We start from the raw sequence: 26556 nt of genomic DNA on the forward strand, positions 1-26556 counted from the left end.
CTGCAACGCGCAATGGATCCGCGGGGGGCACATGCAGTTTTGGAGTTCCCAGGATTTCGTGGAAACACAGCTTCAATGTAGTTTTGTTGCTGCTTCGTACTGAACGGGGCTCATGCCGCCGAGGTAGCTGTGCCTCCTAGTCTGATTGTAGAAATTTTCAATGTAATCCGAAATGTCTTCGATTGCGATGGCGCGGTTCTTGTAGATACGCTTCTTCACACGCTCTTTTTTCAGGCTGCTGAAAAAGGATTCCGCAACGGCGTTATCCAGGCAATTGCCGCGTCGACTCATGCTGGGCTCGAGACGATTGGTTCGACAAAAACGCCGCCAGTCATCGCTTCCATATTGGCATCCCTGGTCCGAATGAATGATCGTTCCTCGCGGTCGTCTACTGCGAACAGCCATCAGCATGGCGTCGAGCACAAGCTGCCGGTCAATCGTCGCACGAGTAGCCCAGCCGATGATCTTGCGCGAGAACAGATCCATGACCACGGCCAAATACAGCCAGCCTTCCCAGGTACGGATGTACGTGATGTCCGATACCCAGATCTGGTTAGGTTTGCTGACGTCGAAATTCCGGTTGACGAGATTCGGCACCAGGACAGATGGCTTACCAACCGAATAATGCCGCGTTCGATAGCCGTGCAGCGCCACGATCTTGTTTTCCCGCATGAGGCGTTCTACCCGATGCTTGCTGCACGTCTCGCCGGCTTCCCGTAGGTCCAGAAAGATCCGGGGCGCGCCGTAAATGCCATGACTCGCTTTGAAAGATGCGCGGATCAGGCGCAAGAGGTGTGCATCTTCCTGAGCTCGATCAGAAACGGGTTTCTGCAGCCATGCGTAGTATCCGCTAGGAGCAACGCCCAGCACTTCGCACATGGCCTCTACCGGAAATCTCTTGCGATACGTTTTGATGAACTCGTAAGCCAATCGCGTATTCGGATACCGTGGCGACTTCGTCATTTTCGCCTCCTGAGAGATCACCCGTCAGTTGGTTATAGACTCTCCACAAAATCCTGGGAACTCCAGTTTTGTAGTCCGGTAGCAATCCGAGGCGAATGATTCCCTGCGCTGCGCCTCACCGTCGACAAGGCATTCCAGTCTGACTGCAACAGGGACCGGGTCGTTATCAAAGGCGAGCGCACCTCTGCCGTTTGCCATTCGCAATGAGGGGAATCTTCGACGAACACCACATCGTCAGGCATCGCGACACTTCGCAATTTTCCGTCCGAATAACTAAGGATCTCTTGTGCTGCCGTTGATTTTCACCTTCCGCCGAAGTACTACAAGTACATGGCGATCGTCCCATTTGGAACGTGCGCAGGCAATGCTTGAGGCACTACCAATGTCCGGATGCCGTCGAACTCCAGTCTGTCGGACCGGGCGAAGCATGATCGGATTGGTCACTGAGGCAGATCGTTCTGTCACTACGACTTCGTTGCCGGGAGCTCATTGACTGAGCACTTACGTCCGGGTGCACTCAGTGTGCCGTATTCGGCTGGGCTCTAGCTCCTTTGGCCGGTCGCGCTGCCGAGTCCTCATTGGTTGAATCCGTAGGTTGGACCAGACATTCAAGCTGGTTTTCTCCGACCCAGCAGATGGCCTCGCCCCTCTCCCGCGGCTCGAGATCATCTGATCCAGCCTCGCGTCAAGCGTCGGACGAAAGAAGGCGCGGCAACCGGAATTCACCCACACCCTCACGCGCTACTGCAGAGAACGACTACAGGAGCACTCATAGGCTTCTACACTGTTGCGACCGGCGTGACCGGTGAGCCAGCTGCTCCGGGCAGCCGCAGCGGCGGCGCCGTAAGCAGGAACCTGTTGCGACCACGCACGCGCAGCCACCGATTCAGGGGCGAGAGTAACCATTGCTCGCCGAGCGGCACTCCCAACTTGAAAAGGCAATGTTCATGGATGGTGCTCGCTGCGCCCGGCGGTGGCGGCAGAATCTCAACAGCACGATTGTCCGAAATGAGGGCTGCGACACCGGAGTCAGTGATCCATTGCAGCAGTCGGGAGTCGGATCCATCGAGCCCTGCGCAGCTGTTGTGCAACCGCCAGGGGTCCGGCGCCCTGTTCATCTCGAGCAGCAATTCGTCAAAGCCCGTGCATAAACACAGCATGTCTCCGGATTCGACCTCCACTCCGTCGTCATCGAAGATTCGCATGAGTTCGTCGTAGCCGACGCGATGGTGTTCGCGGCCAAAACGCTCGAACAGGTCAACCATTACGCCGCGCCCTTGCACGCAAGTCGCAGCCATCGTGTCGATGCCTAGTGGTCCGGCGCTGACGCCTTCATGACTCGCCCATTCCTCGACATCCTCTCGCGGCGGTGGCGTCACAATATGTTCGCCACCGCGCCATCCGTTGTAGTAGACGACCTCGGCGATGCCGTCACCGTCCGCATCAAACTCGGCGCCGACGTGTGCAAGGCTGTCCCATTGCGTCGAGTATTGAGTAGAGAGGAGCACGGCGTCGTCGCAGACAACCGACCGCCGCCCAGTGCCCGGCACAGGTCGCGCGTGATTGTGAAAGCACTGGCCGCCAAGCATCGCACCGAACAGCCGGGGCGGGTGTCGCCGAGGATTGGCGACATCGCCCCCGGGATAGTCAAGCGGCAGGCTCAAGCAAAACGTGATGCCTTCCCGTGCCTCTGCGAGACCTTGCCTGACCTTTTCTGGTGTCAGGAGATTCAGCCTGCCGATCTGATCCTCGTTACCGAAATCACCCCAGTTCGACCCCTCCGGCCGACGTACCCACCGCTTGTTCACGCTGTCTCCTTGAACCCCAAGTTTTCGCTGAACATACAGTTCGGGAAAGGAATGTGTCAATATCGATTGTTTGTATCGATATAAGAATCAACCGGGTAGAACACCGTTGTAATTGACCTTCCAGCGTACCAGGGGCATCTCGTTTTGCTGCTCCCACGCGTGTGCCACCCAACCGGCAATGCGCCCCAGCCGCACGAGATTCGCGTCCGGCTCGGCGCCGATGCGGCGGTTCACATAGGCAGCCAGCAGCGCAAAATCCGGTTGCTGGCCCGTAAGATCAATGGCGAGGTCGATAGCGCGCTCGAAGCGTGCAAAGTTCCGGTCGGTAGCCAGCAGAACGCGCAACGAGGCCCACAATGCTGCCGAACGTGGATCTGGCGCATTGAATGGCGAATAGCCAAACCCGGGAATGTCTTCGCTCTCCCGCATGCGAATCCTGATCGGCTCGGTCGAATCCTGGGCGTTGTCGATTTCGGCCAGAAAGCGGGAAAACGCACCAACGCGAACAGCCGGCAAGCGTTTGCCCGTGGCAGCCGACAGGCCTGCAATCACGCACCGATAGGGCGTTGCGCCGGTACTGGCCGCCGCGCGAGCGACGTAGGTTGCGGGATGCAATGCCTGATCGGCCGAAAGAACGAGCACCCTGCGTACGGCATCCTCAAGTTTAGGTCCGCATTTTGTCGTCGCACCAATGTAGCGATGCAGCGGCAGCCTGGCCGGAGATGACTGTCCGAGCATCCAGGCCGCGAACCAGCGCAACACGTCTGCCCCGGAGCGAAGAAAGCCATGCTTGCCGAGATCGTGCGCACGAGGATTCGCCGCCTCGATGGCGGGAAGCAGCATGATGGCTCGGTCCAGCGCACTAAAGTTGCCACAGGCCTTGAGCAGCGCATCACTCTGCGGCGGAAGCGCGGTCGCAGGGCATTCAAAGGGATCGAAGTCAACGGCATCCCACAGCAGCCGGGCAACGTCCTCCAGAGTGGCCTTCTCTGCCAGATCGATGGCACTCACACCGCGATAGAAGGAGCCCGCCTCCGTCATCAAGGTGATAGCCGACGAGCCCGTCAGACCGGGCGCGGTGTCGCGCGCCGAGGCAGGCGCAATCCCCGACTTGATCTGTTCAATATCCGAGCGCAGGTACCGGCTGACCCGGCTGCCGCGAGTCTTGTGCGCACGGATGTTCTTGCGGCTGACATAGGTATAGAGCGTGGGCACGCTGACATTCAACGCGCTCGCGGCTTCCTCCGCCGTCATGTAAAGGCTATCGCTGGAGCCCAGCGGTACGGGAGCTGTGTTTGTCATGGGGTGCGGAGGTGAAGTCAATATATCGACAATTATCATCGAGATTGACTGATGATGCGACATACATCGACACTTGTTCCCAGCCGGGCCATTGATCATCCGGATGGAGACAACATGAAGGAATGCAGGTTTATTGCCGCGAGCGGGATGCTCGGCATCGGCGTCCCCGAAGACAGCTTGCGCAAGGCGATGGCGTGCGAGCCACATTTCGTTGCTGCCGACGCCGGCACCACGGACGCGGGTCCGTTTGCATTGGGAATGGGCGTGTGCGCGTTTCCACGTGAAGCGATCTTGCGAGACCTCACCACCCTGCTGCGAAACACCGTGCCCGCCAAGGTTCCACTACTGATTGGCTCGGTGGGCACGGGCGGCGCAGACGTGCACGTTGACTGGTTCATGGATGTCGTGCGCGAGGTCGCAGCTTCTGAGGGACTGGAGCTCAAGGTCGCCGAGATTCGCTCGGAGCAGTCAAAGGACTTCCTGCTGGACCAACTTGGGCAGGGGCGCATCCGCGCACTCAACCCGGCTCCCCATCTCGATGAAACTACGATCCGGCACAGCGAGCGCATAGTCGGCATGATGGGCGTCGAGCCGTTGCAGGCGGCGCTCGCCGCCGGCGTTGATCTCGTTGTGGCTGGGCGGTGCAGCGACCCGGCGCTCTATGCGGCTATGCCGATCCAGATGGGCCTTCCTCATGGGCTCGCCTGGCACGCGGGCAAGGTCGTCGAATGCGGCCCCTCGGTTTGCGAAAGGCCCGCACATGGCATGATCGTCGGCTATGTGCGGCCCGACGAAGTGGTGATCCAGCCGATCGGCCCAGGTTTGCGTTGCACGACACAATCCGTCGCCGCGCATAGTCTCTACGAGAACGCCGATCCGTTTTGCTTCACTGAGGCCTCCGGCGTACTGGACATCAGCGAGACCGTTTACGAACAGATCGACGAGACAAGCGTGCGGATACGGGGAAGCAAGTTCAGACCAGCCGAGCGGACCACCATCAAGCTCGAAGGCGCCGAACTTGTGGGGTATCAAAGCATCATGGTGGGCGGCGTCCGCGATCCCTTCATCCTGAGGGAATTTGACGACTGGCTCGCCAAAGTGATTCAGCGTGTCGAGCTGTCGGTGGAAAAGGTATTCGGCAAATCATTGGAAGCGATGGGCGCGAGGATCGACTATCACGCATACGGCCGCGACGGCGTAATGGGGGCGCTTGAGCCAGATCGCGCACGAATCCCGCACGAGATCGGGCTCGTTGTCGAAGCAACCGCTGCGGACCAGCAGACCGCCAGCGCCCTGGTGCAATTGACACGGCAACCGTTGCTGCACCAGCCCACGACCAAGTGGAAAGGATCGATCACGGGCTTCGCTTGCCTGCACAACCCGGCGCACATTGAACGCGGGCCGGTGTATGCCTTCAACATGAATCACGTCGTGCTGCCGGATACGCCAGTATCCATGTTTCGGACCGCCATCACGCATATCGAGGAAGCCAGGCATGCAACTCTCTGACATCGCGGCGATGATCCGCAGCAAGAACGCAGGCCCTTTTGTCTTGACCTTTGACATCCTGTTCAGTGACGACGAGAGCTATGAACTGGTCAAGCGCTCGGGGGCACTCAACGTCGAGATGTTTTCGCGTCTGTATCACACCACACCCGACAAGGTCCGTTTTTTCGAATGCGACAGCGCTCGCGCATTCAAGTTCAGTATCCCGCATCCGTCGACGCAAGGTGCACTGGGGGCATCGGATCTGCACGGCGGGCAGCAGTTCATTCCGCTATTGAGCGTCCGGATCGACTGACCGGTCGACCCAGGAGGAGACAACATTGAACAAGATATTGATGGCTGCAAGAGCCAGGGGAAGTCGCGCGCCCGCTCGCAACGATCCCGAGAATGCCGCAGCGGTGGCTCAGATCGGTGCGCGCATTGACGCGCTGAACGGGTCGATGCGCCTTTGGGGATGGGTCGCCCTGATCGCGGTGGGCGGCTTCTTCGAAATTTACGACCTCGCTTTGACGGCTCCCCTTTCCCCAGGGCTCGTGGCAGCGGGGATTTTCAAAACAGGGAATGCTGGCCTGTTCGGATTTTCCGACCAGGCAACCTTCATAGCAGCTACCTTCCTCGGCCTGTATGTCGGTGTGATCGGATTCGCAGGATTAGGAGACCGGTTCGGTCGCAAGGCTGTGTTCGGCTACGCGCTGGCCTCCTACGCTCTTGCGACGCTTGTCATGGGGTTGCAGAACGACTCGATCTGGGTCTGCTTCTGGCGATTCCTGGCAGGTGTCGGACTGGGCGCCGAGTCTGTCGCAATCGACTGCTTCATCGTGGAAATCATGCCCAGGCACCTCCGGGGCAAGGCGTTCGGCATGGGTAAATCCATCGAATATTCTGCAATCCCCATCGCAGCCCTGCTGGCAGCCGTCTTGATCCCGCGCTCGATATTGGGCGTTACGGGGTGGAGGTGGTTGACCTTCCTTCCAGCAGCGGGGGCGGCGGCATTCTGGATATTTCGCCGGAACTTGCCGGAGTCCCCGCGTTGGCTTGCGTCGCAGGGGCGTCGGGAGGAGGCGCACGCCGTGCTCGATGTCTTTGACGCTGGAGAGCCGCCTGGTGTGCAGTCTGCGCCGGTCTCGCCAACGCCGACAGAGCCCCGCACGGCACACCGCGCTTCACCTCGCTACGTGCGGAATGCGATGTTGATGATGATCGTCTACTTCGTCTTTCAGAACATTGCCTACTACGGATTCGGCAACTGGATCCCCACCCTGCTGGAGGCGCAGGGCGTGCCGCTAAAGCACAGTCTGTTCTATACCTTCGGCGTCAGTCTTGCAGCGCCGTTGGGGCCAATATTGGTCGCTTTGCTGGCAGATCGATTCGAGCGCAAGCACCAGATCATCGTAATTGGCCTGGTCGCCATTGTATTAGCTGTCATCTTCGCACACTCCGCCTCTCCCATTGGCTGGATCAGCATGGGCATCGGATTGACATTCGCGAATGCGGCCTTGAGCTTTCACGGTCATGCTTACCAAAGCGAAATCTTCCCTACGTCCATAAGAGCCCGCGCCGTTGGCTTCGTGTACTCGTTTACTAGACTTTCGGCAGCCATCAGCGGGTACATCGTTGCCTTTGCTTTGACGCGTGGCGGCGTCGCGACAGTGTTCCTTATGATCAGCGGTTGCATGCTCGTCGCGGTGCTCACCATCGGACTGGCCGGCCCGAGAACACGTAATAGGACCTTTGAGGAAATAACGGGGCAACCATGATCGAATCAGACCGAGACGATGACCTGATCCCCACGCCCCCATGGTGAAGCGATTAGTACCCGAGCTACAAATCATGAGAATCTCAGTCCCAGATAGCCCCGCTGGACGGCACCGGGGAGCGAGATCATCGCGGTGGCAGTCATACATTCGATCGACAGATGCGCCACGATAGCCACTCCTACTGCAGGTTCATCTCTTGACCCCCACGGTATGACGGACGCACCCCGCCGCACGAAGCCATGATATTCGGCTCTCGACCGCACCGACAGGCCGCGGTCAGAGTGCCAGTCTTATCTGCCGTTTGTCGCGAAGCTGACTTCCTTGAAGCGGCAGTCCGGCAGAGATGTTTTGGCGTCGAGGAGACAGACGCCTCTGGAGACCGTTTCCGTCAACTCGCACTACTGGCCCCAAGCCGGGCACACGCGATTGTCGGCGACGTTTAGGCCATTACAATCCGATTATTTATATAGGTCTACGAATGAACAAGGGTCCGCTTGCTGCAATCCTGCTTTCCTCGGCATTCAATGTTGCGCACGCACAGTCAAGTGTGAGCATCTACGGTATTGTTGGCGGAGGCGTCAGATGGATTAATGGAACGAAGGGAGGCTCGACAGTCGAATATTCCAACATCATCGCACCGAACCGGTTCGGCCTGACCGGCTCCGAGGACATTGGCGGCGGAATGAAAGTCATTTTCCATCTGGAGAACGGCTTCAACTCCTCAAACGGCACCTTGGCGACAAATAACGTCCTTTGGTCCCGTCAGGCATATGTTGGATTCGATGGGACTTATGGTCGTCTGACGATGGGGCGCCAGTTCAGTTCCTTCGAGGATTTGGGCATTTCTCTGGATCCGTCACAGATTGGCGGCGCAGATCCGGCGATCACTCCGGGCGGTCTTCTCGGTGTGAATTTTTTCACTTTGGAGAGCCGCTTCAACAATTCCGTGAAGTACACAAACGGCTTCGCCGGAGCAAAGCTTAGTGCAAGCTATTCATTCGGCGGTCTCGCAGGAAACCAGCGCGCGGGATCCAACTATTCGGCGGCCGCTAGCTACGATACGGGACCGCTAAGAGGCGGTATTGCATATCAACGCACTTACAATGCGGATGCAAGCCAGGTGGCGCAGAACTATTACGCCGGCGGCGTGTGGCAGATTGGCCCCGTTCGCGCCTATCTGAGCTATTTGGTATTAACCGTGGGTGGATCGTCAAAAGCTCCTTCTCAGCGACGTGATGATGTGCCGCAGGGCGGCGTCGTCTGGCAAGTTACGCCGGCATTTGCGGTGACTGCAGCCTACTACGATGACATCGCCAGTAACCTGGGCAACGTTAAAGGCGCCGGTGGTCACAAGCAGACTGCGTATGTGATAGGCGAATATTTTCTTTCCAAGCGAGCCGAGGTCTACGTGGAAGCCGACCGAAATCATTTTTCGGGCGCGTACAAGAAGGATCCGACAAATATTGCTGTTCTCAACCGCAGCCCCGGGAGTTCCGGTATCACCGGCATATCGGTCGGGTTACAAACAAGATTCTAAAGATGGGGTATAGGCGGCTGCGTCAAGTTACCGCCAATTTTGCGAGCAATCTAACGTAAACTCGTCGGAGCAAATATGAATCGGACTACAGTGAGGGGCATCACATTGGTGTGCTTGCTTTTTACATTGAATGCGGGCGCGCAACCGGGACAGCCCGCAAGCGGCGATCCGAATGGCGAAGTGGTGTCAGCACCATCATCACCGAAGGCCGTGCGCTCAGCAAACCGGGCCTTGTCAAAACGCGTTTTGAAGGCGCTCTCGCACGTCAAGGGACTAGACGCTGCCGGAATATTTGTTAAGGCTTCCGACGGGAATATCATCGTGTCTGGAGTGGTTCAGGAAGCCAGTCAGATTCCTCTCGCGGTGCAGGCGGCGAGGAACGTCGACGGTGTGAGGTCCGTTCGCGAAAGCCTTCGGTTAGCTACTCAACCCACCCAGTGAGATGCCACACCATGTGATTTACGCTGGTTCGCATGTCTCGCGAACCACCGATTCAAACACCGGCGCGCGATCACTCCTCTAAGGGATCTCACACAATTCTCTTCGACAGAAAACTGTGCTGCCCGGAGATCCCGGGTGCTCGGATGCGAACTCTGCGCGCGAGCACGTCGATGACGATCATCGGTGCGGCCAATGCGGGCTGGTAAACACAGGCCGGGTCTTGATGATGGCATCGTCCGCTGACAGGCTAATCTCGAGGCGGATGTGCAGCAAGTCGGGCATCGCGAGACTTGCGCGGCGTTGATGTGCTCAACTGCCGAACCTGCGCGCCATCAGATCGATCTCGCGAAACAGCAGTTCCTGCCCTCGCTCCCCGGTTGCAACTCGATCTGACCTCGGATCAAGGTGATCGGTGTTTGCAGTTCGTACGCAGCTGAGGCAAGATACTTTTCATGCACCGTGAAGCCGTTTTCAAGTCTGCCGAGCGTCTCTTTGAATACGATGAGATACGCAGCGCGTCGCGACACGCGGCATCGCGCTCGACTACCCGAATCAGTTGTTTCATACGCCCCTCTTTCGCGTTAGAGGGTTGGTCGGGCACACCATCCAGTCCGTTTTCGTTAGCGGCGTGCAGCGCAAAACCCACGCCACGGATGTTCGCGAGCCTCGTTGCGGCACCAAGCGCCGTCAGGTTCTTGCGCAGCGGGTGCAGGTCACTTCCAGCGCGTTCGGTGTGACCGCCTCGCCTAGGCCCCAGGCTGCATGCTCGAGTGCCGCGTGCCGCACGGTCCGGCCACCGGCCTTGACACGGCACAGCATGATCTACAGTTCGGCCTGCGCGAGCGTGACCGTCTCGGCGCCGCGGCGCATCGCGCGCTGCTGCGGGTCCACGGTGATGTCGGCGAACGACACAACCAGTTCCGCCAGCATGGGCGGCCGGCGCATCAGCGTGCGCACCCGGGCGACCCAGTTCGCTCATCGCGAACGGCTTGGTCACGTACTCGCCGTCACGGGGGTGACATCGGTGATTGCATCGTGTCAAATTGACCCGGAATGCAAAATCTATGTCCCAAAATATCAATCGAAAGAAACCGGGGACGGTAGACTGACCCGCGTCCCATCAGCCGGGACAGCTATAGAACCGGAACAGCCAGGGGCAGGTGCGTCGTTGGCGGCACACCGGACTTCGCGTAGTGAAGGCGTGCGATGCCGGTTGGTCATATTCGCGAGTCTGTATCGGCGCAGATCCGCGTGGCACGCGGATCGGATGTCCGAGAAGCATGGCGCAATGTATTGCCTGCACGCCGGCGCGTTCCGAACGGTTAACGCTAGAGGTCTATCCAGCATGACAAATTTCGTCTTCGTTCACGGCGCTTTCCACGGGGGTTGGTGCTTCGATAAACTCCGCCCTTCTCTGGAGGCTGCCGGTCACCGTTTGCTGACACCCACGCTCACGGGAGTCGGGGAACGCTCTCATCTTTCGGCGTTGGGACCGATCAATCTGGACACCCACATCCTCGATATCGCCAACCTCATCACGTGGCGAGACCTAGACAATGTCGTGCTCTGCGGCCACTCGTACGGTTGTCTCGTCATTACCGGGGTGGCCGACCAGTTGCACGACCGGATTGCCTCGCTCGTTTATCTCGACGGCCCGCTCCCGGAAAAAAGCGGCGACTCGCTCTTTTCATTGTTGCCCAATCTGCTATTGCCGTTCACCGAACTCAGCGCGTCGCTCGGCGGTACGCAGGTTGCCAACTGGCCTTCGAAAGTATTCGGTGTCGGCGAGGAACATCAGGCGTGGGCCGACTCGAAACTGACATCGCACCCATTGGCTTGCTTCACGCAGCAACTGTCTCTCACGGGCAAATTCAAGCAAGTACCGAAGAAGGTATTCATCTACAACTCGAAAGACATCGGCATCCCAAGCCCTATCCCGGGTTGGTACGAGGCGCAGCGCGATCTTCCTGAAACTCACGTCTATTCATTGGACGGCGGGCACGATCTGATGATCGACAAGGCAAGCGAGGTTGCGGAGATATTGCTGAAGCATGCGTGAGGCTGTCGAGCGGCGACCGCTCTTGCAAGGAGCTCCGGTTAAACGGGATTTGTCTCACCGTCGTCCGTCCTGAAGCGCTTCCTCGAAATCAACCCCACCCCACGGATATGGACGGCGCCCAGCGGGCGCCACACGGAGCTCTTATGAGTCGCCCCCTCCTGTTTACACCGGCCCAAATCGATAACCTGAAACTAGACAACCGCATCGTGATCGCCCCAATGGCCCAATATTCGGCCGAAAACGGGCAGATGAACGAATGGCACCTGATTCATCTTGGGCAACTGGCGAGCTCGGGTGCGGGACTACTGACGATCGAGGCGACAGCGGTCACGCCCGACGGGCGCAACACCCGTGGCGACGTAGGACTCTATTCCGACGACTGCGAGGCTGCCATGGCGCGAGTGCTGCGCGGCGTCCGACGCTGGTCAGACATGCCGATCGGCATTCAGCTCAATCATGCCGGGCGAAAAGCGTCGCGGCAAAAGTCGTGGGAAGGCGGTGCACAGGTTCCGCCAGGGCAGCCGGACGGCTGGACGACCTATGGGCCGTCACCGCTCGCGTTTGCGTCCGGCGAGATGCCGCCGACTGCTCTGGACCGCGACGGTCTCGCGGCAATCCGCAACGCGTTCGCTAGCGCAGCGCGACGCGCATCCCGGCTTGGCCTCGATTTCATCCAGATTCTTGGCGCACACGGCTATCTGCTCCATGAGTTTCTCTCGCCTCTCTCGAATCAGAGAACGGACGAGTACGGCGGCTCACTGGAAAACAGAATGCGGTTTCCGCTGGAAGTCTTCGAGGCGGTGCGGGATGTGTTTGCGCATGACCGCCCCGTGACGATGCGGGTGTCCGCAACCGATTGGGTGGAAGGCGGTTGGTCCGTCGAGGATACGATCGCCTTCGTCGACGCATTACAGGCGAGAGGCTGTGCCGCTATCAATGTCTCGAGCGGCGGATCGAGCCCCGCACAGCGAATCCCGATCGGACCCGGCTATCAGGTTCCTCTTGCACGCGCGGTAAAGCAGGCGACCACACTGCCGGTTATCGCCGTTGGCCTGATCACCGACTTCGAGCACGCCGAAGCTATCCTCAGCACCGGGGACGCCGATCTGATTGCGCTCGCGAGAGCCGTGCTGTACGACCCGCGATGGCCCTGGCATGCCGCCGCTCACTTCGGGGTTCAAATCAAGGCACCGAAACAGTATCTCCGCTCTCAGCCCAACCGGTTGCGCGATCTGTTCGTCTGAGTCGCCCGGCCGGGGAGACTGCCCTGATGCAGCGACTGGCATCCTCAGTCGCATCGGCCGTCCGCTTCAGTCTTCGTGCCGCAGGCCGCCCGGCCGCGGCACGTACAACGCTACCGGAGCTCACCTCCGGTCTTCAACGAAGCTTCGCATTCTGCAGCGCGTAGTTCACTACTTCATCGTGACGGGCAAACCATACTCCGTCAGGCAAACTCTTCGCGTACCTGATCAGTTCCTCGACAATCCAGATGCGCGAGCGATTCGTGATCACGTGCGGATGCATGGTGAGCTCGAACAGTCCCCCCTCCGCATACGCGGCGTCCAGTTCCCGCCTGAAGATGTCGAATACGTCCGAAGGGGGCGTATAGGGACGCAACCCCTGAAATCGATGCATTAGAAAATAAACGGCATCGTCGCGCACCCAGTCGAACGGAATTTCGACCAGCCCGGTAGGCTCGCCATCCATCTCCAGTTCATAGCAGTCATCGTCGGCGCCCAAGGATGAGTCGTAGGAAAACCCGAGCTCCTGAAGAATCTGCAGCGTATTTTTTGAAAAATCACCCGACGGCGAGCGAAAGCCCGTCGGACGTTTGCCAGTAATCTTTTCAAGGGTGTCCATCGAGCGCCCGAGCAGATCCCGTTCGTCGGCAAACTCCAGCTTCGAGTTGAGCTCGTGGATCCAGCCGTGCACCCCGATCTCATGTCCCGCGTCCACAATGCGGCGCTGCTCGTCGGGGTACAGCAGCGCCGAGACGGCAGGCACATAGAAGCTGACAGGAACGCTGTATTTTTCGAGGAGCGACAGGATGCGCGGTACACCGACCCGATTTCCATATTGTCCCCACGAAAGACGGTTAATCGAACTGCCTCCATCACGCAGCTCATTGGTTTCGTGATCCGAATCGAATGAAAGGGCGACAGCAACCCGTGCGCCACCTTTCCATTTGTCCGGACGCAGACGGCGCCCTGCACGAACGTGGGTCACGATTCGTCGCCACTCCTGCTCGGGCCATTGCCAAGGTTGCATCCCATTTTGATCGCTCATCACGGACTCTCTATCTGCGCGTCGCGCAGTTTGTTGTTAAAAAATCCCATCAATGTCGGACGTTTCTCGACGCGAGGCGGCAATTCGCGCAAAGCTTTGAAACGCCGTCAGCCGTCACTATTGTGGAACCTGGGGATTTTGTTTAGTTGACATTCCGTGCCTCACACTTTTCAATATGAGACACACCTCCCCTTCCGAGGAACAACGGTTATGCGCAAGCGAGTTGTCAGAAGCGCCACCTTGCATGGCTATTTGCGGGCTGCCTGCGACGTCGGCATTGACGGCAAAGCGCTCATGGCTCGGGTCGGATTGAGCGGCGACATCGCTGAAAGTCCGGATAGCCTGATTCCGTTAGATGCGTGGATCAGGCTCCTGGATTTGTCCGTTGCCGCGTCGGCCCGCACCGATTTCGGCGCGCGCGTCGCGATCGCCCGTGGCGTTCCCGACTACGGACTCGTAAGTCTTATGTTGAGAGAAGAGGAAACGCTACGAGATGCGCTGCACACGTATTCGACGCAACTGCATCACCACTGCGACGGCATCTTCATTGATCTCGACGAACGCTTCGACAAACCGCTGCTGACGTTCAAAATCGAGTCCGAGATTCCTTCGATACACGTCATGGAATACTGCGCCTGCGGCATCGTCCAGATGATTCGCTGGCTCGTCGGAGCCGACTGGCAACCCGATGCGGTCTGTCAGGAACATTCGCGTCCCGCCCATACGCTGGTGCAAAGCAACTTCATGCGATGCGAGCTCCGTTATGACCAGATGGTCAGCGGGATCCTGCTCTCACGCGATGCGTTGTCTCTGAAGGTGATCGCTTCATCCGCCGTACTCCGGCGTCACGCTAAAACCCTGCTCGGGAAAACCTTCAATCATTCGCCGGAAGACTTCGAAGCACGCGTGGAGTGGCTCATGCATCAGCAGTTGCGCGACTCGCGATGCAGCGTCGAGACTCTCGCGTCCAGTCTGGGAATGAATCGACGCACCCTCCATAGACGACTCGCGGACAAGGGACTGTCCTACTCCGCGCTTTTGCAGCAAGTGCGGTGCGATACGGCCAGGCGGTTGCTCAGCATGCAAACCGTGTCATTGACAGAGGCAGCCGAAGCACTGGGGTTTGGTAGTCTGAGCGCGTTCTCCAGATGGTTCCAGACCAGCTTCGGCTGCAGCGCCTCGAGATGGAAACGCAACCTGGAAGCATCCGGTTAAGGCCTCCGTAAATTCGCGGTTCGACTTGCTGCGTAGACGGTCGCGCGTCCCGTGTTGTCAAACACCTGTCCCGTCAAGTCAAATATAACGACGTCGCTGGGCTAAAGTAGGCCGAGCTGTGTCATCGATTCGGAATCTGAAATGGGATGCCGATTCGTGCCAGCCAATACGACCTTTCTTTACCAACGAGGAACTCCAGTCATGTCAGACGACAACGCTCTTTTCGAAAAGGGCATGCCTATCCGTCGCGCCGTACTTGGGGCAGAGTACGTAGATGCTTCGATGCAGAAAGCCGACTCCTTCATGATGTCTTTTCAACGGGCCACCACCGCGTGGGCATGGGGATGGGCGTGGGGAGACGAAACGCTCGACCGCAGGACCAGAAGTCTGCTGAATCTCGCCATGCTGACGATCGCAGGCCACACGGACGAACTGAAGCTGCATGTCAAGGGCGCCCTGAACAACGGCCTCACGGTGGAGGAAATCAAGGCCACGCTGCTGCATGCCACTGCATACTCAGGAATTCCTTCTGGCCTCAGCGCGTTCAAAGCAGCTCATGAAGTCCTTGTCCGGAATGGGGCGCTGTAATGAGCAGCAGAACGTTCAGGAAAGTCGCGTTTATCGGCATCGGTCACATGGGGTGGCCTATGGCCGCCCGACTCGTCAATGCCGGCTTCCACGTCGCGGTTTTCGATCTGGACCGCGAACGCGCGGCAGCGTTCTCGAGCGGGATCGGCGGGGAATCGCCGGATACGATCGAGGCGACCGTAGAGTCGGCAGATGCGGTCATCACCATGCTCCCGAAAAGCCAACATGTGGCACAGGTCATTACGGCCGTTCGGCCCATGCTCAGGGCTGGTGCGCTGGTCATCGACATGACATCGGGAATTCCCAGAATCACGCAGGAGATCGCGGCCAGCCTCGAATCGGGCGGTATTCTGATGATCGACGCGCCTGTCTCAGGCGGCGTTTCGCGGGCTCGAACCGGCGAACTCGCCATTATGGTTGGGGGCCCCGCGACGGCTGTCGAACAGGCCAAGCCCTTGCTGCTTGCCATCGGAACTACGGTTACCGAAGTAGGCAAGATCGGGGCGGGCCAGGCGATGAAAGCGCTAAACAACCTCGTGTCAGCCGGCGGGTTTCTGATTGGTGTAGAAGCGCTGATTATCGGCCGGAAATTTGGACTCGACGCCGGAAAAATGGTCGACGTACTCAATGCTTCCACCGGCACCAATAACAGTACGCAGAAGAAGTTTCGTCAATTTGTCCTGTCCCGGACTTTCGACAGCAATTTCGGTCTCGACCTGATGGTCAAAGACCTGGGCATCGCCCTTGAAGTCGCACAGGACGAAGGCGTTACAGTTCCGTTTGCCGCGCTGTGCAGCGAACTGTGGGCGAATGCGGCGCAAGCGCTGGGGCGAGGTAAAGACCACACCGAAATGGCGCGGTTCTGCGAGGAGACCTCCGGCGTCCCGCTCGCGCATTGAATGAGGCGTTACGCGAGGGCTTGCCGGATGGTCATTTCGCCCATCCGGCAGCGTCCCTGCAAGTCCGGGCCGAAAGCGTACGTCTGCTCAAGGACGGCGCCGGATGGAATCCGGCAACTTCCGCCACGGCAGATCGCCTGGGTCAGCCGCGGCTGCGCCCCGCGCCTTCGCGATCACGACGTCGGTCTGTTCATTTTCGACAAGCGGTACGAAGTCAGCTCTGAAATGGTTACTGCTTTTGACGACGATGATTTTCATCTGCTCCGGATGCACGCCAACGAAACGAAACAGTTCACGGTCCTGCGCTCCGATCTTTCCACTTGCGACCACTACCAGCACGCCGCCAGTCTCGACGCATGCGCTTGGCCCCAATCCGGCAACGAACCCCGTCATCTTTGGGCCCTTGAAAGTGACCCGCCCATCGCTGACTGCTCTCACGGTGAATTCGGAGGTCACCGGCGGATCGGTTGGACCATCCCAAAGCTCCGTGGCATGGCCCAGACTGGCGCGAAACGTTGCACCGACGCCGGCCTGAACCGCCGCAGCCGCAAATCGAGCGTCGTACATCACACCTAGCGTCACCCGATGGGGGAAACGTTCGCCGGCTCGGGCATTCAGCAGTGCGTGCAGCATGCCGGTGGCCGATGCCGTACCTCCGGCGCCGGGGTTGTCCTGAGTGTCTGCTATCACAACCGGAGCGTTGCTTTCGACGGCGCGCGCCATCGCTTCCTGCACCGCATCGTCCGCGCAAAGTATTTCAAGCCGCCATTGAGCGGGCTCGCCCGCAAGCGATGCGAGCTCCTCGACGACAGTCGAAGCGCTCTCTCCCACGCTCCAGATCATGGGCGCGCATTCGGCAAAGTCGGCCGCCGGAAAGGCCATGCAAAAGCTCGACATCGTTCCATGCTCTGTATCCAGTGCACGCAGCCGTTCATAGATCCGCTTCGCCGGTCCCGTTGTCGTATTCTGAGAATTCAGCGGAATAAGGAATGGGAGCTGCTTCCAGACAACCGGTTCCCGACGTCCATGCGCAATACGGCGTGACAGGAGCTCACCGGCCAGTTCGCCTGTCTCTACGTAATCGACGTGCGGATAGGTGCGGAACGAAACCATGCCATCCGCACTTCGGAGCATCCTCTCGGTGACATTTGCATGCAGATCCAGACTCACCACAATCGGCATGTTTTCGCCCACCAGTTGCCGAACACGGCCGATCAGTTCCCCTTCGGTATCGTCTTCGTTCTCGGCAACGCCAGCGCCGTGGAGATCCAGGTATACGGCGTCGAACCCGCCGGCTTTCACGTCATTGCATATCTCATTGCAAATGCGCTCAAAGGCGTCCTCGGTCACATACGAAGACGGGACAGCGCCGCACCACAAACTCGGTATGATCGACCATCCCTTCGATCGCGCGTAGCGCAAAAATCCCGTAGCCGGCATCGCGACCGCGTCCATCGTTTCGAGCATCTGTTGGCCTCGAACGGGTGCGGGGAACGCTTCGCCTTTTTCGAAAGCCGTCCAGTCGGCCTTATCGAGCGCAAACGTATTGGTTTCATGTTTATAACCGGCGACCAGAACCTTCATAAGTCTCTCCTTGCTGATTTCCTGAAACGTATGTCTCTCGACTGTCGTGTGCAAACAAGACATCGGACTGCTTTAAAAGAAGTGAAAGATGCCGATGCTGGCACCGAACTGACCCGCTCCCTGCAAAGTCTGGGTCTGAAGGTCCAGCCCCATGTTGCTAAGACGGGTATTCCAGACTTTGCCGACGTTGCCGTACACGCCCGTCGATTTTGATAGCCGGTACTGCGTCTGAAGCGCGACCATCGTGGGCCGGGCATCCTCACCAGCAACCCGCTGGTGATACGCGCCGACAGTCCCCGTCCACGCAGGCGTAAACTGCTCGGTAACGCCTCCCCAGTACAGATTCGAGTTTTCGTTGCCGGCCTGCGCGACCGTCCTTAGATGGCGGTAGCCTGCGAACAGCGACGTGCCGTCCCACTTATATCTGAGGGCCGCGGCGATGCGCTCAGCCCGTTGCGGTGTACCGGAAGACGCTGCCGGGACCGCCGAAGGCACAAACAACCCCAAACCGTATTGCGCTGAAGTCATGGGGCCATGGATGTTGTCGTACACGATCCCGGCCATCAATTGCCGGGCGGTGTAGTCAGCAGACGCGGCGAATTCCTTGGAGCGAGAGCCTGATCCGGCCGTTCCGTTGATCGTGCTTTCCACGCTGGCGCTGCCAAAGCTGTATTGGACATTTTCGTGGAACGGCCCATCCGAGCGCGTGTATCTGACCGCATTGTCCATGCGCGACACCATTCCGCCATCCATGGTCCACAGGCTTACGTTGGAACCTTGCAGCGGATCGAGATAGCCGATCACGTCGTAAAGAGGCGTATAGACCCGGCCGAGAATGATCCTGTTATTGCTGTTCTGAATCCCTACCCACGCCTGTCTCCCGAAGAGACGCCCGCCTTGTATCGATGTACCGTTGTAGGGATTGAAGCCGCCTTCGAGCCTGAAAACAGCCTTGACGTCGCCACCCAGTCCTTCAGAACCCATCAAACCGAACGAATTGGAGTAAATCTCCGCAGGCCCTGACTGCACCGCCGAATGCGATGTCTTGTTCGCGTTCGTCAGATACTCGATACCTTCGTCCAGCGTTCCGAACAAGGTGACGCTGCTCTGGGCGTCCGAAACAGCCGGAACTACCAAAAAGATCGACAGGCACAGGTTAGCCAGCCATTTTTTTGACTTTTCATTGCACATCGCATATGAGTAGTTATACGAAATATACAGACTAAGCATGTCTATCGCCCTAAATCTGGACTTCCGTTCGCGTGATCTATATGTTTCCCGAGACGGACTGCTGCGGCAGAGAATCGACCGGATTCATCCGCGTCTTCCTGGTCGAAGAAAGGTAGATAGAGACCGCAGCGCCGGCCGCCGACACACCCAATACCATTACGAATGCCGTGAGCAGGCCGTGTGGGTTTTCCTTCATCCGATCGCTCAACACGCCCACCGACCACGGTCCGATACTCGCGCCCAACATGTAGTTGAAAGTCATGAACACACCGGTCGCGCGACCTCGCATACGATTGGGAACCGCGAGTTGAATGGGAGCGACCATAAAGGTCGTGACGACGGAAAAAATGATGACCTGCGACGCGTAAAACAAATAGGCAAGGCTAGCCGTGTCGACGAAAATGAACGCTACGGCCAGCGGAATCTGGACTGCCCACATCGCCGACATTCGCTTGAGCAGCGAACTCAAGAGATCGCGATTTTCGAGCTTTCGCAAGAGAAGCTGTGACGCAACACAGCCGCACAAACCGACCGCCAGAAAGATGGCGCCCAACGGGCGCCCAATCGTCGCCGCGGTCCCAAAGCCCTCGCGGATCATCAGACTTGGAAACCAGGTCAGAAGCACGAACAGTCCGGACGTGCTGAAAACAAATGCAGCGAAGTAAAACAACAGCATTGGGCTACTGAAGATGAACTGCAAAGTCGCCCGGGTTGACGTATCGATCTCCTGCCCGGACTCGTGACGTTTCGGCTCCTGCAGCGCAAGGATGAGTGCCGCCAGCAGGATACCGGGGAGTCCCAGAACGAGAAAAACCGACTGCCATGGCTCGAGATGTCCGATCAACGGCACATCCATCCCGCCAGCAGTGGTGAAATGGCGCAGTGCCATACTGCCGAGAATAAGGGCCATCCCTCCTCCCACATAAGGGCCGACGTTGTACACCGAGGTTGCTCTCAATAGCGCTCGCCCGGACAGCATGTCTGAGAGAATCGAGTACGACGCTGGCGAGCAGCCCGCTTCGCCAATCGCTGTGCTTGTGCGTGCAACGAAAAGCTGAATAAAGTTTCCTGCCAGCCCGCACGCCGCCGTCGCGAGGCCCCAGAAAGCGACGCACACGGCAGCAATCCCGACTCGGTGAAACCTGTCTACCAGCACGCCCAGGACGATACCGGAGCATGCGTAAAACGCGCCGAATGCCAGCCCCTGCAGCATGCCGATTTCTGAATCAGTTAATGAGAATGCGTGTTTTATCGGTTCGAGAAGCAACGGCAAGATCTGCCGATCCATGTAAGAGAGGGAAAAAGCCAATGCGAGCAAGATCGTCGTCAGTGCGACGCGCCGCTTCGGCGTGGGACGCGTTTCGCCCCGCTTTACTGATTCCATTGATTACCTCCTGCGTTGATATTTTTGATACGTTTGAGTTAAATGGTTTTCGCCTCGACGGAGGGTGGTCGATGCGCATGTTTCCGTTCGGTTCACGATTCGCCTGATCCGCGTTCGCCATGCAGGCCATTGGCAGAAGCGCGGTGCGCGGATTGGAAGCTAAGTTAAAAGATCAAAATAGCCGTTAGTTCACTTCAAAGGACAATCGGTTTGCATTTTGGGACACGCAGGGGAAGTACCGAGTGGGTCGCGCGGGATCACGCAAGCTCTGTCCCGGCGTTCTTTCGTGGATGTCGTCGACAGAAATTCAGTGAAACTAGGGTATTCGGGCGATGCCGGATCGCGGCCGAAGCGCAAACCCGTTGGGAGAGCGCTTCAGTCGGAATGACGAGTTCTACTGCTGTAACGGAAGAAACTGCTCGACGAGCCGCGTCCAGTAGGCCGCGCCCACGGTGAGATTGTCGTCGTTGAAATCGTAGGACGCGTTGTGCAGAGTGAGCGAGTGTTCGCCGTTACCCAATCGCAGAAAGCAGCCCGGCTTTTCCTGAAGGTAGTAGGCGAAGTCTTCGCTGCCGGCAAACGGGGCGAAGTCGCTAATAACACGGTGTTCGCCGACCAGTTCGCGTGCAACCGTGAGCGCCAGGTCGGTTTCCTTCCTGCTATTCACAAGCACTGGATAACCTGGGACGTAGTCGATTTCAACGCGCGCGCTGTGGGCATCTGCATGAGCTTGTGCAAGCGTCCGTATGCGTGCCTCTATCAGCTTGCGGGTTTGCGCATCGAAAGAGCGAACGCTGATCTGCAGATGAGCACTACCGGGAATCACATTGGCCACCGCTCCCGCGTTGAACGAACCGACCGTCACCACTGCCGCCTGCATCGGGTCTACGCTGCGCGACACTACGGTCTGCAGCGCCATCACCAGTTGCGAGCCAATCACGATCGGATCGACCGCGAGATGCGGGCGCGCAGCGTGGCCACCGTAACCATCGATCACGATGTCCACCGTGTCGCACGCCGCCATGAAGGGGCCGCTACAAAACATGAAGTTACCGGCCGGATAACCCGGCTGGTTATGTAGTCCAAAGATCGCCTCGCAGGGAAAACGCTCGAACAGGCCGTCCTCGATCATCCGCTTTGCTCCGCTGTCCGAGAGAATCTCCTCCGCCGGCTGGAAAACCAGATGCACCGTTCCGTCGAAACGACGAGTGCGAGCAAGATGGCGCGCGGCACCGAGCAGTATGGCCGTGTGGCCGTCGTGGCCGCATGCATGCATCTTTCCGGGTTCGGCACTAGCGTAGGGCAGACCGGTTTCCTCGACGATCGGGAGCGCATCCATGTCGGCGCGCAACGCGACGGCACGTGGACTGTTTCCCGCCTTCAGTGTAGCCACCATGCCCGTTCCGCCAATGCCGCGGGTTAGCCTGTAACCCCAGTGCTCCAGACACTCTGCCACGAGCTCCGACGTACCGGTTTCCTCGTATGCCAGTTCCGGATGCCGATGCAGGCGGCGGCGAATACTACTCAGTTCGTCATGCAGATCGAGCGTGTCGTCGAGAACGCAAAGGGACTGTGTCGATGCCATAAGTGAAATGTGATGTAAGTTATGCGAGGTCCGCGATGACGAAGTGACGTTACCGGTGCAAGCATTACCAGGCATGCCATCTTCACGATGGCGTTCAATCTAAACGCGTCGATGGTTTCGCAATTGACGATCGGAGACATACAGTTGTCCGTACGGGACAGCGGCGACGGAGTGTTGCCCCCTGTACGTGGGAACTTTTTGAGGTACGCGGCGTAAGCCCCCAGGATGCCTCGCACCGGGCCTACTAAAGCAATCCGGCGAGCTTCCGCGTCGCGAAGCGTGCCTATGCAGGCGTCAAGACCTGCCGCAGAGTGACCGGTCCGGCAGCGAGTCTCGGTCGAATTATCGGGCTCCAGCCAGGGTCGACGTACCGTGGCCGGAGGTTGGTAGCAATGCGCGCTGTCGAGTCGCCGCTCGTTGTAGAACTACCGGCAGCATTCGATGAGCATCCTGGCCCCGGCGCGACTGCGGAACCATTCGCGGTTTGGCAATCCGTCGCGCAGCCTGCCGTTTAAGCCTTCAATAACCCGCTTTGTCATGGACTGTCAGACGCAATGAAGGTCTGGCCGATTGCGGCGTCTCGCAACCAGCGCACGACGTTGGCAGCGGTGAATTCGGCGCCGTTGTCCGGCCGTATGAATGCGAGAATTTGTTGTACAACTGCATGATCGACAGCGTCAGGATCACATCTGCGATACAGGCAGGCACCGACCTCGATCGCTCGGCACTCATCGATTATGCATAGCATCTTCTATGCGCGGCCATCCACCGGGAGGTTCCCGGCCTCGCGATCGGTGGTGAGCGTGGCGTTTCGTGCAAGCGGCGTCGCCTGGACGACGCGCCGATCCGTGCCTGAAAAGTGGATGTCGTGCAGTTAGAGAGGCGAAGATAATGGTGTCTTCATTATCCCTCTGCCTTGACATGCATCTCAGACTCGAGCGCTGATGTCGCTGTTCCTTGACCGTCCAATGACGACCGGGCCAAACGTAGAGCGCGACAGTCCCGCGTAATGCTCGCAGGCAAACGGGCCACGCCCTGCGCTCCCGAAACAGGAATGTGTTGGTCACGATGACGGTTCCTGGCTTGAGAGTCTCGTCAGGAAAGCCACCCACCTTCGCCATAAACCCCGGCATCAGATTCATGACTACCTTGCCAGCAAACGCCAATCTGCTGTCGAGGACCTGCGGCGCTAACAGATCCATTGGTCGACCACGGCGCATCGGCCGTGCCGCTTAATCGTATGTGCACCGCGTTACCATCTCCAAACCGGGCCTCGAGGCCTTCGATGTCGCGGTCGGCATCCAGTACCACTGCAGAGCAGAGCGGCGCGGCAATGAAAGACAAACTTGCAAGTTTATCTTTCATCTAATATAGTGCGGCTATGACAGTCGATTCCTCCCTGGAGATTGTTGCGAAGGATCTCACGGCAGCGATCAGTCGATTGCTGCGGCGACTACGCGCTGAATCCAACCCGACCGAATTGGCCCTTTCCCAGATGGGCGTCCTGGCTCGTCTGGAACAAGGCGGCCCCATGACCACTGCGGATCTCGCTCGTGCAGAACTGATGAAGCCGCAGTCGATGGGCGTCATTCTGGCGAGTCTTGAGCAGGAAGGACTGATCGAGCGTCGATCTCACCCGACGAATCGTCGCCAGATCCTTTTTGCGTTGACCGAGACTGGCATGGCGGTGAGAACCAGCCACCGCGCCATGAAGCGTAACTGGTTGGTCAGTGCCCTCGGCCAACTCGATCCCGCGGACCTGAAGGCGCTTGTCGCGGCAACCGCGATCATCCGGCAGATTGGCGATTCCTGACCTTCGCTCGTACTACCGCCGTTGGCGGTGCAGAGCCAGATCGATTTCAATTTATTAGGATACCTATATGGCTGCAACTCAACTGGACCTCAAAACTGCGCTGATCGTCATCGACCTGCAGAAGATCGTTGCATCGATTCCCACTGCCCATCCCTTCACGAACGTACTGGAAAACGCCAGTAATCTGGCGGCAACTTTCCGCCAGCACGGTCTTCCCGTCGTGCTGGTAAACGTCGTCGGAATGGCGCCGGGCCGGACTGAGCAGCATCACGCGGGCGGCGCGCTCCCGCCGGACTGGTCCGAGCTGCTGCCGGAGCTGGATAGGCAACCGCAGGATCATCTCGTATCCAAGAGAACCTGGGGGGCGTTCACCAGCACCGGCCTTGAGACGCACCTCAAATCCGCCGGGGTCACCCAGGTAGTGGTCTGCGGCGTTGCGACAAGCGTGGGTGTGGAGTCAACCGCGCGGCAAGCACATGAACTCGGCTTCAACGTCACTCTCGCAGTGGACGCCGTGACGGATATTAGTGCGGAAGCGCACGCCAATAGCCTTGAGTGGATTTTTCCGCAACTCGGCGAGACGGGCACATGCAGGGAGATTGCCAATCTCCTTTCAAAAAGGAGTACCTGAAATGTCCTCGCTTTTCCTGCTTGCTTATTTCTTCGGCGGTTTCTTCGTGGCAAACGCTGTGCCGCACGTCGTGAGCGGCATGATGGGACGGCCATTTCAGAGCCCGTTCGCCAAGCCGCCCGGAGAAGGCTTGTCGTCATCGAGCATCAACGTGCTCTGGGGTTTCTTCAATATTGTTATCGGTTACCTGCTGGTCTGTCGCGTCGGCGATTTCCAGTTGAGGGATACGGCAGACATTCTCGCTTTGGGTGCCGGCGCATTCCTGATCTCATTGTTCTCGGCACGGCATTTCGGCCGTTTCAATGGCGGCCATGTCACAAACCTCTCCTAGAAAAGCCGTTGATACCGCGGACGCGCCTGCAACGGACCGGCTTGATCCCGCAGTCTGGAAAATTGCCGGCGTCGCTCTGTTCGGGGCGTTGCTCGCCCAGCTCGACGCGACGATCGTCAACGTCTCACTGTCGAACCTCGCGGTGAAACTCAACAGCAGCCTTTCGACGATCCAGTGGGTCACGAGCGGTTATTTGCTGGCACTCACTCTGGTTCTGCCGCTGAACGGATGGCTGGTCGACCGCATCGGCGCCAAGGCGCTCTACCTGTGGTGCTTCTCCGCGTTTGCGCTGTGCTCGGCGCTGTGTGGCGTTGCCTGGTCGGCGCCCTCGCTGATCGGGTTCCGCGTCCTGCAGGGCGTCAGCGGCGGGCTCCTCGCGCCTATGACGCAGATGATGATCGCTCGGGCTGCGGGCAAGCACATGGCCCGCGTAGCAGGCTATATGGCGCTTCCTGTGCTGCTGGCCCCGGTCCTGGGTCCCATCATCGCTGGCGCCATCCTGCAATATGCGTCCTGGCGCTGGCTGTTTCTGGTCAATCTGCCGGTTGGCGGCATTGCACTTCTGCTTGTGCTCCTGTTCCTCCCGAACGACCAAAGTGAGACGACGCGGCGAACGTTGGACTGGTCCGGTCTCGCGTTGCTCTCACCCGGGTTGGCAATGTTTCTATATGGCTCCGGGCGCCTCGACCACACGGCGGGGCGCGTTATTCTGGCAGTCGGCATCGCGATGATGGCAGCCTTCCTTCATGCGGCGCGGCGAAAAGGCGACGCTGCGCTGATCGATTTGCGGCTGTTCGAGGGTCACGTCTTCTCCACCGCAGCCATCACGCAATTTCTATCGAACGGCGGCATGTTCGCTGGCCAGATGCTCATCCCTGCCTTTTTGATCCAGGCGTGCGGCCGCGCGCCCGGTGAAATGGGCTGGATGCTCGCGCCGCTTGGCATCGGCATGATGCTCACCAACCCCTTCATGGGCGCGCTGACGGACAGATTCGGCATTCGGCGCGTGTCTGCGGCAGGTGCCCTCCTGACACTGGTCGCTACACTTCCCATGCTGTACCTCGCGGCCCACGGGCTGAATCTGCTGGTTCTCGTACCCGCTCTGTTTTTACGGGGACTGGGCATGAGCGGCGTAGGCCTGCCATCGCTGAGCGCCGCCTATGCTTCAGTTCGCCGGGAGCAATTGCCGATGGCGACAACTTCGCTCAACATCGTCCAGCGCCTCGGTGGACCGACGATGACGACGCTGTGCGCCACGTTTCTAGCGTGGAAGCTAAGATCCGCCGTCAATGGCCATGCAGTTTCAAGCGCGTATGCGTGGGCGTTTCTGGTTCTCTGCGGTATTCACGCCTTTGCATTTATCGCGGCGGTTCAACTGCCGCGTCGCCTAGACGACGTGTCAATCCGCGACTGAATGGTGGATTTCGTGCAGTGAGAGACGAAAAGATGACTGTGTTTTCGTATCCCCTTGGCCTTGAACGTGCATCTCAGACCCGGGCGCTGGCGTCGCCGTCCCTGACCGCCCAATGACGACCGGACCAAATATAGAGGGCGATGGTCCCCCGTATACCTCAGCCATCCGCCGGAAGCCGCCTGTCATTTGATGGTTGATTTGTAGGTCGTAAAAAAAATAAAAC

General features: G+C 58.7%; 24 protein-coding genes and 1 pseudogene. 14 read left to right on the forward strand and 11 right to left on the reverse strand.

The window, feature by feature from the left end; translation table 11 throughout:
- Positions 1-72 precede the first annotated feature (72 nt).
- From C7402_RS16610 to C7402_RS16620, 3 genes are all read right to left on the reverse strand, one after another.
- Positions 73-963 carry an IS3 family transposase gene (locus C7402_RS16610; protein WP_116611357.1) on the reverse strand — a complete coding sequence of 297 codons (891 nt, stop codon included), beginning with the start codon at positions 961-963 and terminating at the stop codon, positions 73-75.
- Between the two features lie 779 nt (positions 964-1742).
- Entirely contained in the window at positions 1743-2771 is a 1029-nt protein-coding gene (locus tag C7402_RS16615) for a cyclase family protein (protein WP_116611358.1), read from the reverse strand.
- Positions 2772-2858: 87 nt separating this feature from the next.
- Positions 2859-4073, reverse strand: coding sequence for a citrate synthase family protein (locus tag C7402_RS16620; protein WP_165841908.1), 1215 nt, complete (start codon positions 4071-4073; stop codon positions 2859-2861).
- A 114-nt stretch (positions 4074-4187) separates the two neighbouring features.
- Between C7402_RS16620 and C7402_RS16630 the strand changes: the two genes are divergently transcribed.
- From C7402_RS16630 to C7402_RS48310, 5 genes are all read left to right on the forward strand, one after another.
- Positions 4188-5582, forward strand: coding sequence for an acyclic terpene utilization AtuA family protein (locus C7402_RS16630; protein ID WP_116611359.1), 1395 nt, complete (start codon positions 4188-4190; stop codon positions 5580-5582).
- Positions 5569-5874, forward strand: a complete 306-nt coding sequence (locus C7402_RS16635; RefSeq protein ID WP_116611360.1) for a DUF4387 domain-containing protein — start codon at positions 5569-5571, stop codon at positions 5872-5874. Before C7402_RS16630 ends, C7402_RS16635 begins: the two co-directional genes overlap by 14 nt.
- A 25-nt stretch (positions 5875-5899) precedes the next feature.
- Positions 5900-7336, forward strand: coding sequence for an MFS transporter (locus C7402_RS16640; protein WP_237182017.1), 1437 nt, complete (start codon positions 5900-5902; stop codon positions 7334-7336).
- A gap of 478 nt (positions 7337-7814) precedes the next feature.
- Complete coding sequence (locus tag C7402_RS16645; protein WP_116611361.1) at positions 7815-8873, forward strand: porin; 1059 nt, start codon at positions 7815-7817, stop codon at positions 8871-8873.
- Between the two features lie 75 nt (positions 8874-8948).
- Positions 8949-9314 carry a BON domain-containing protein gene (locus tag C7402_RS48310; RefSeq protein WP_116611362.1) on the forward strand — a complete coding sequence of 122 codons (366 nt, stop codon included), beginning with the start codon at positions 8949-8951 and terminating at the stop codon, positions 9312-9314.
- Positions 9315-10136: 822 nt separating this feature from the next.
- On the opposite strand, the gene C7402_RS48170 is transcribed toward C7402_RS48310, so the two are convergent.
- Entirely contained in the window at positions 10137-10259 is a 123-nt protein-coding gene (locus C7402_RS48170) for a hypothetical protein (RefSeq protein WP_341869246.1), read from the reverse strand.
- Positions 10260-10659: 400 nt separating this feature from the next.
- On the opposite strand from C7402_RS48170, the gene C7402_RS16665 reads away from it, so the two are divergent.
- Positions 10660-11373 carry an alpha/beta fold hydrolase gene (locus tag C7402_RS16665; protein WP_183040752.1) on the forward strand — a complete coding sequence of 238 codons (714 nt, stop codon included), beginning with the start codon at positions 10660-10662 and terminating at the stop codon, positions 11371-11373.
- A gap of 143 nt (positions 11374-11516) precedes the next feature.
- A complete protein-coding gene (locus C7402_RS16670; RefSeq protein WP_116611364.1) occupies positions 11517-12617 on the forward strand; it encodes an NADH:flavin oxidoreductase/NADH oxidase in 1101 nt (366 codons plus the stop codon).
- A gap of 133 nt (positions 12618-12750) precedes the next feature.
- On the opposite strand, the gene C7402_RS16675 is transcribed toward C7402_RS16670, so the two are convergent.
- A complete protein-coding gene (locus C7402_RS16675; protein ID WP_110329451.1) occupies positions 12751-13659 on the reverse strand; it encodes a polysaccharide deacetylase family protein in 909 nt (302 codons plus the stop codon).
- Positions 13660-13869: 210 nt separating this feature from the next.
- Here C7402_RS16675 and C7402_RS16680 point away from each other — a divergent pair, with 210 nt between their 5' ends.
- From C7402_RS16680 to C7402_RS16690, 3 genes are all read left to right on the forward strand, one after another.
- Complete coding sequence (locus tag C7402_RS16680) at positions 13870-14874, forward strand: AraC family transcriptional regulator (protein WP_110329443.1); 1005 nt, start codon at positions 13870-13872, stop codon at positions 14872-14874.
- Between the two features lie 201 nt (positions 14875-15075).
- A complete protein-coding gene (locus tag C7402_RS16685) occupies positions 15076-15462 on the forward strand; it encodes a carboxymuconolactone decarboxylase family protein (RefSeq protein WP_055139657.1) in 387 nt (128 codons plus the stop codon).
- A complete protein-coding gene (locus C7402_RS16690) occupies positions 15462-16361 on the forward strand; it encodes an NAD(P)-dependent oxidoreductase (RefSeq protein WP_110329444.1) in 900 nt (299 codons plus the stop codon). Before C7402_RS16685 ends, C7402_RS16690 begins: the two co-directional genes overlap by 1 nt.
- An 87-nt stretch (positions 16362-16448) precedes the next feature.
- On the opposite strand, the gene C7402_RS16695 is transcribed toward C7402_RS16690, so the two are convergent.
- From C7402_RS16695 to C7402_RS46310, 6 genes and pseudogenes are all read right to left on the reverse strand, one after another.
- Positions 16449-17945 carry a M81 family metallopeptidase gene (locus C7402_RS16695; protein WP_116611365.1) on the reverse strand — a complete coding sequence of 499 codons (1497 nt, stop codon included), beginning with the start codon at positions 17943-17945 and terminating at the stop codon, positions 16449-16451.
- A 72-nt stretch (positions 17946-18017) separates the two neighbouring features.
- A complete protein-coding gene (locus C7402_RS16700) occupies positions 18018-19175 on the reverse strand; it encodes a porin (RefSeq protein WP_116611366.1) in 1158 nt (385 codons plus the stop codon).
- Positions 19176-19212: 37 nt separating this feature from the next.
- The gene (locus C7402_RS16705) at positions 19213-20559 is read right to left on the reverse strand and encodes an MFS transporter (protein WP_110328450.1); all 1347 of its coding nucleotides are present in this window, start codon (positions 20557-20559) and stop codon (positions 19213-19215) included.
- 394 nt (positions 20560-20953) lie between these two features.
- Entirely contained in the window at positions 20954-22144 is a 1191-nt protein-coding gene (locus tag C7402_RS16710; protein WP_116611367.1) for a M20 aminoacylase family protein, read from the reverse strand.
- Positions 22145-22485: 341 nt separating this feature from the next.
- Positions 22486-22913 (reverse strand): annotated as a pseudogene (locus C7402_RS47710) (integrase core domain-containing protein); the annotation flags it as partial.
- A 326-nt stretch (positions 22914-23239) separates the two neighbouring features.
- A complete protein-coding gene (locus C7402_RS46310) occupies positions 23240-23509 on the reverse strand; it encodes a hypothetical protein (protein ID WP_133254499.1) in 270 nt (89 codons plus the stop codon).
- 16 nt (positions 23510-23525) lie between these two features.
- Between C7402_RS46310 and C7402_RS16715 the strand changes: the two genes are divergently transcribed.
- From C7402_RS16715 to C7402_RS16730, 4 genes are all read left to right on the forward strand, one after another.
- Complete coding sequence (locus C7402_RS16715) at positions 23526-23957, forward strand: MarR family winged helix-turn-helix transcriptional regulator (RefSeq protein WP_038458717.1); 432 nt, start codon at positions 23526-23528, stop codon at positions 23955-23957.
- Positions 23958-24024: 67 nt separating this feature from the next.
- Entirely contained in the window at positions 24025-24588 is a 564-nt protein-coding gene (locus tag C7402_RS16720) for an isochorismatase family protein (protein WP_011488839.1), read from the forward strand.
- A gap of 1 nt (position 24589) precedes the next feature.
- Complete coding sequence (locus tag C7402_RS16725) at positions 24590-24919, forward strand: hypothetical protein (protein ID WP_116611368.1); 330 nt, start codon at positions 24590-24592, stop codon at positions 24917-24919.
- Positions 24891-26333, forward strand: a complete 1443-nt coding sequence (locus tag C7402_RS16730) for a DHA2 family efflux MFS transporter permease subunit (RefSeq protein WP_420874562.1) — start codon at positions 24891-24893, stop codon at positions 26331-26333. Before C7402_RS16725 ends, C7402_RS16730 begins: the two co-directional genes overlap by 29 nt.
- Positions 26334-26556: the final 223 nt, after the last annotated feature.

Origin of the sequence: Paraburkholderia unamae (assembly GCF_003096875.1) — a bacterium.
GTDB classification, from domain to species: Bacteria; Pseudomonadota; Gammaproteobacteria; order Burkholderiales; family Burkholderiaceae; genus Paraburkholderia; species Paraburkholderia unamae.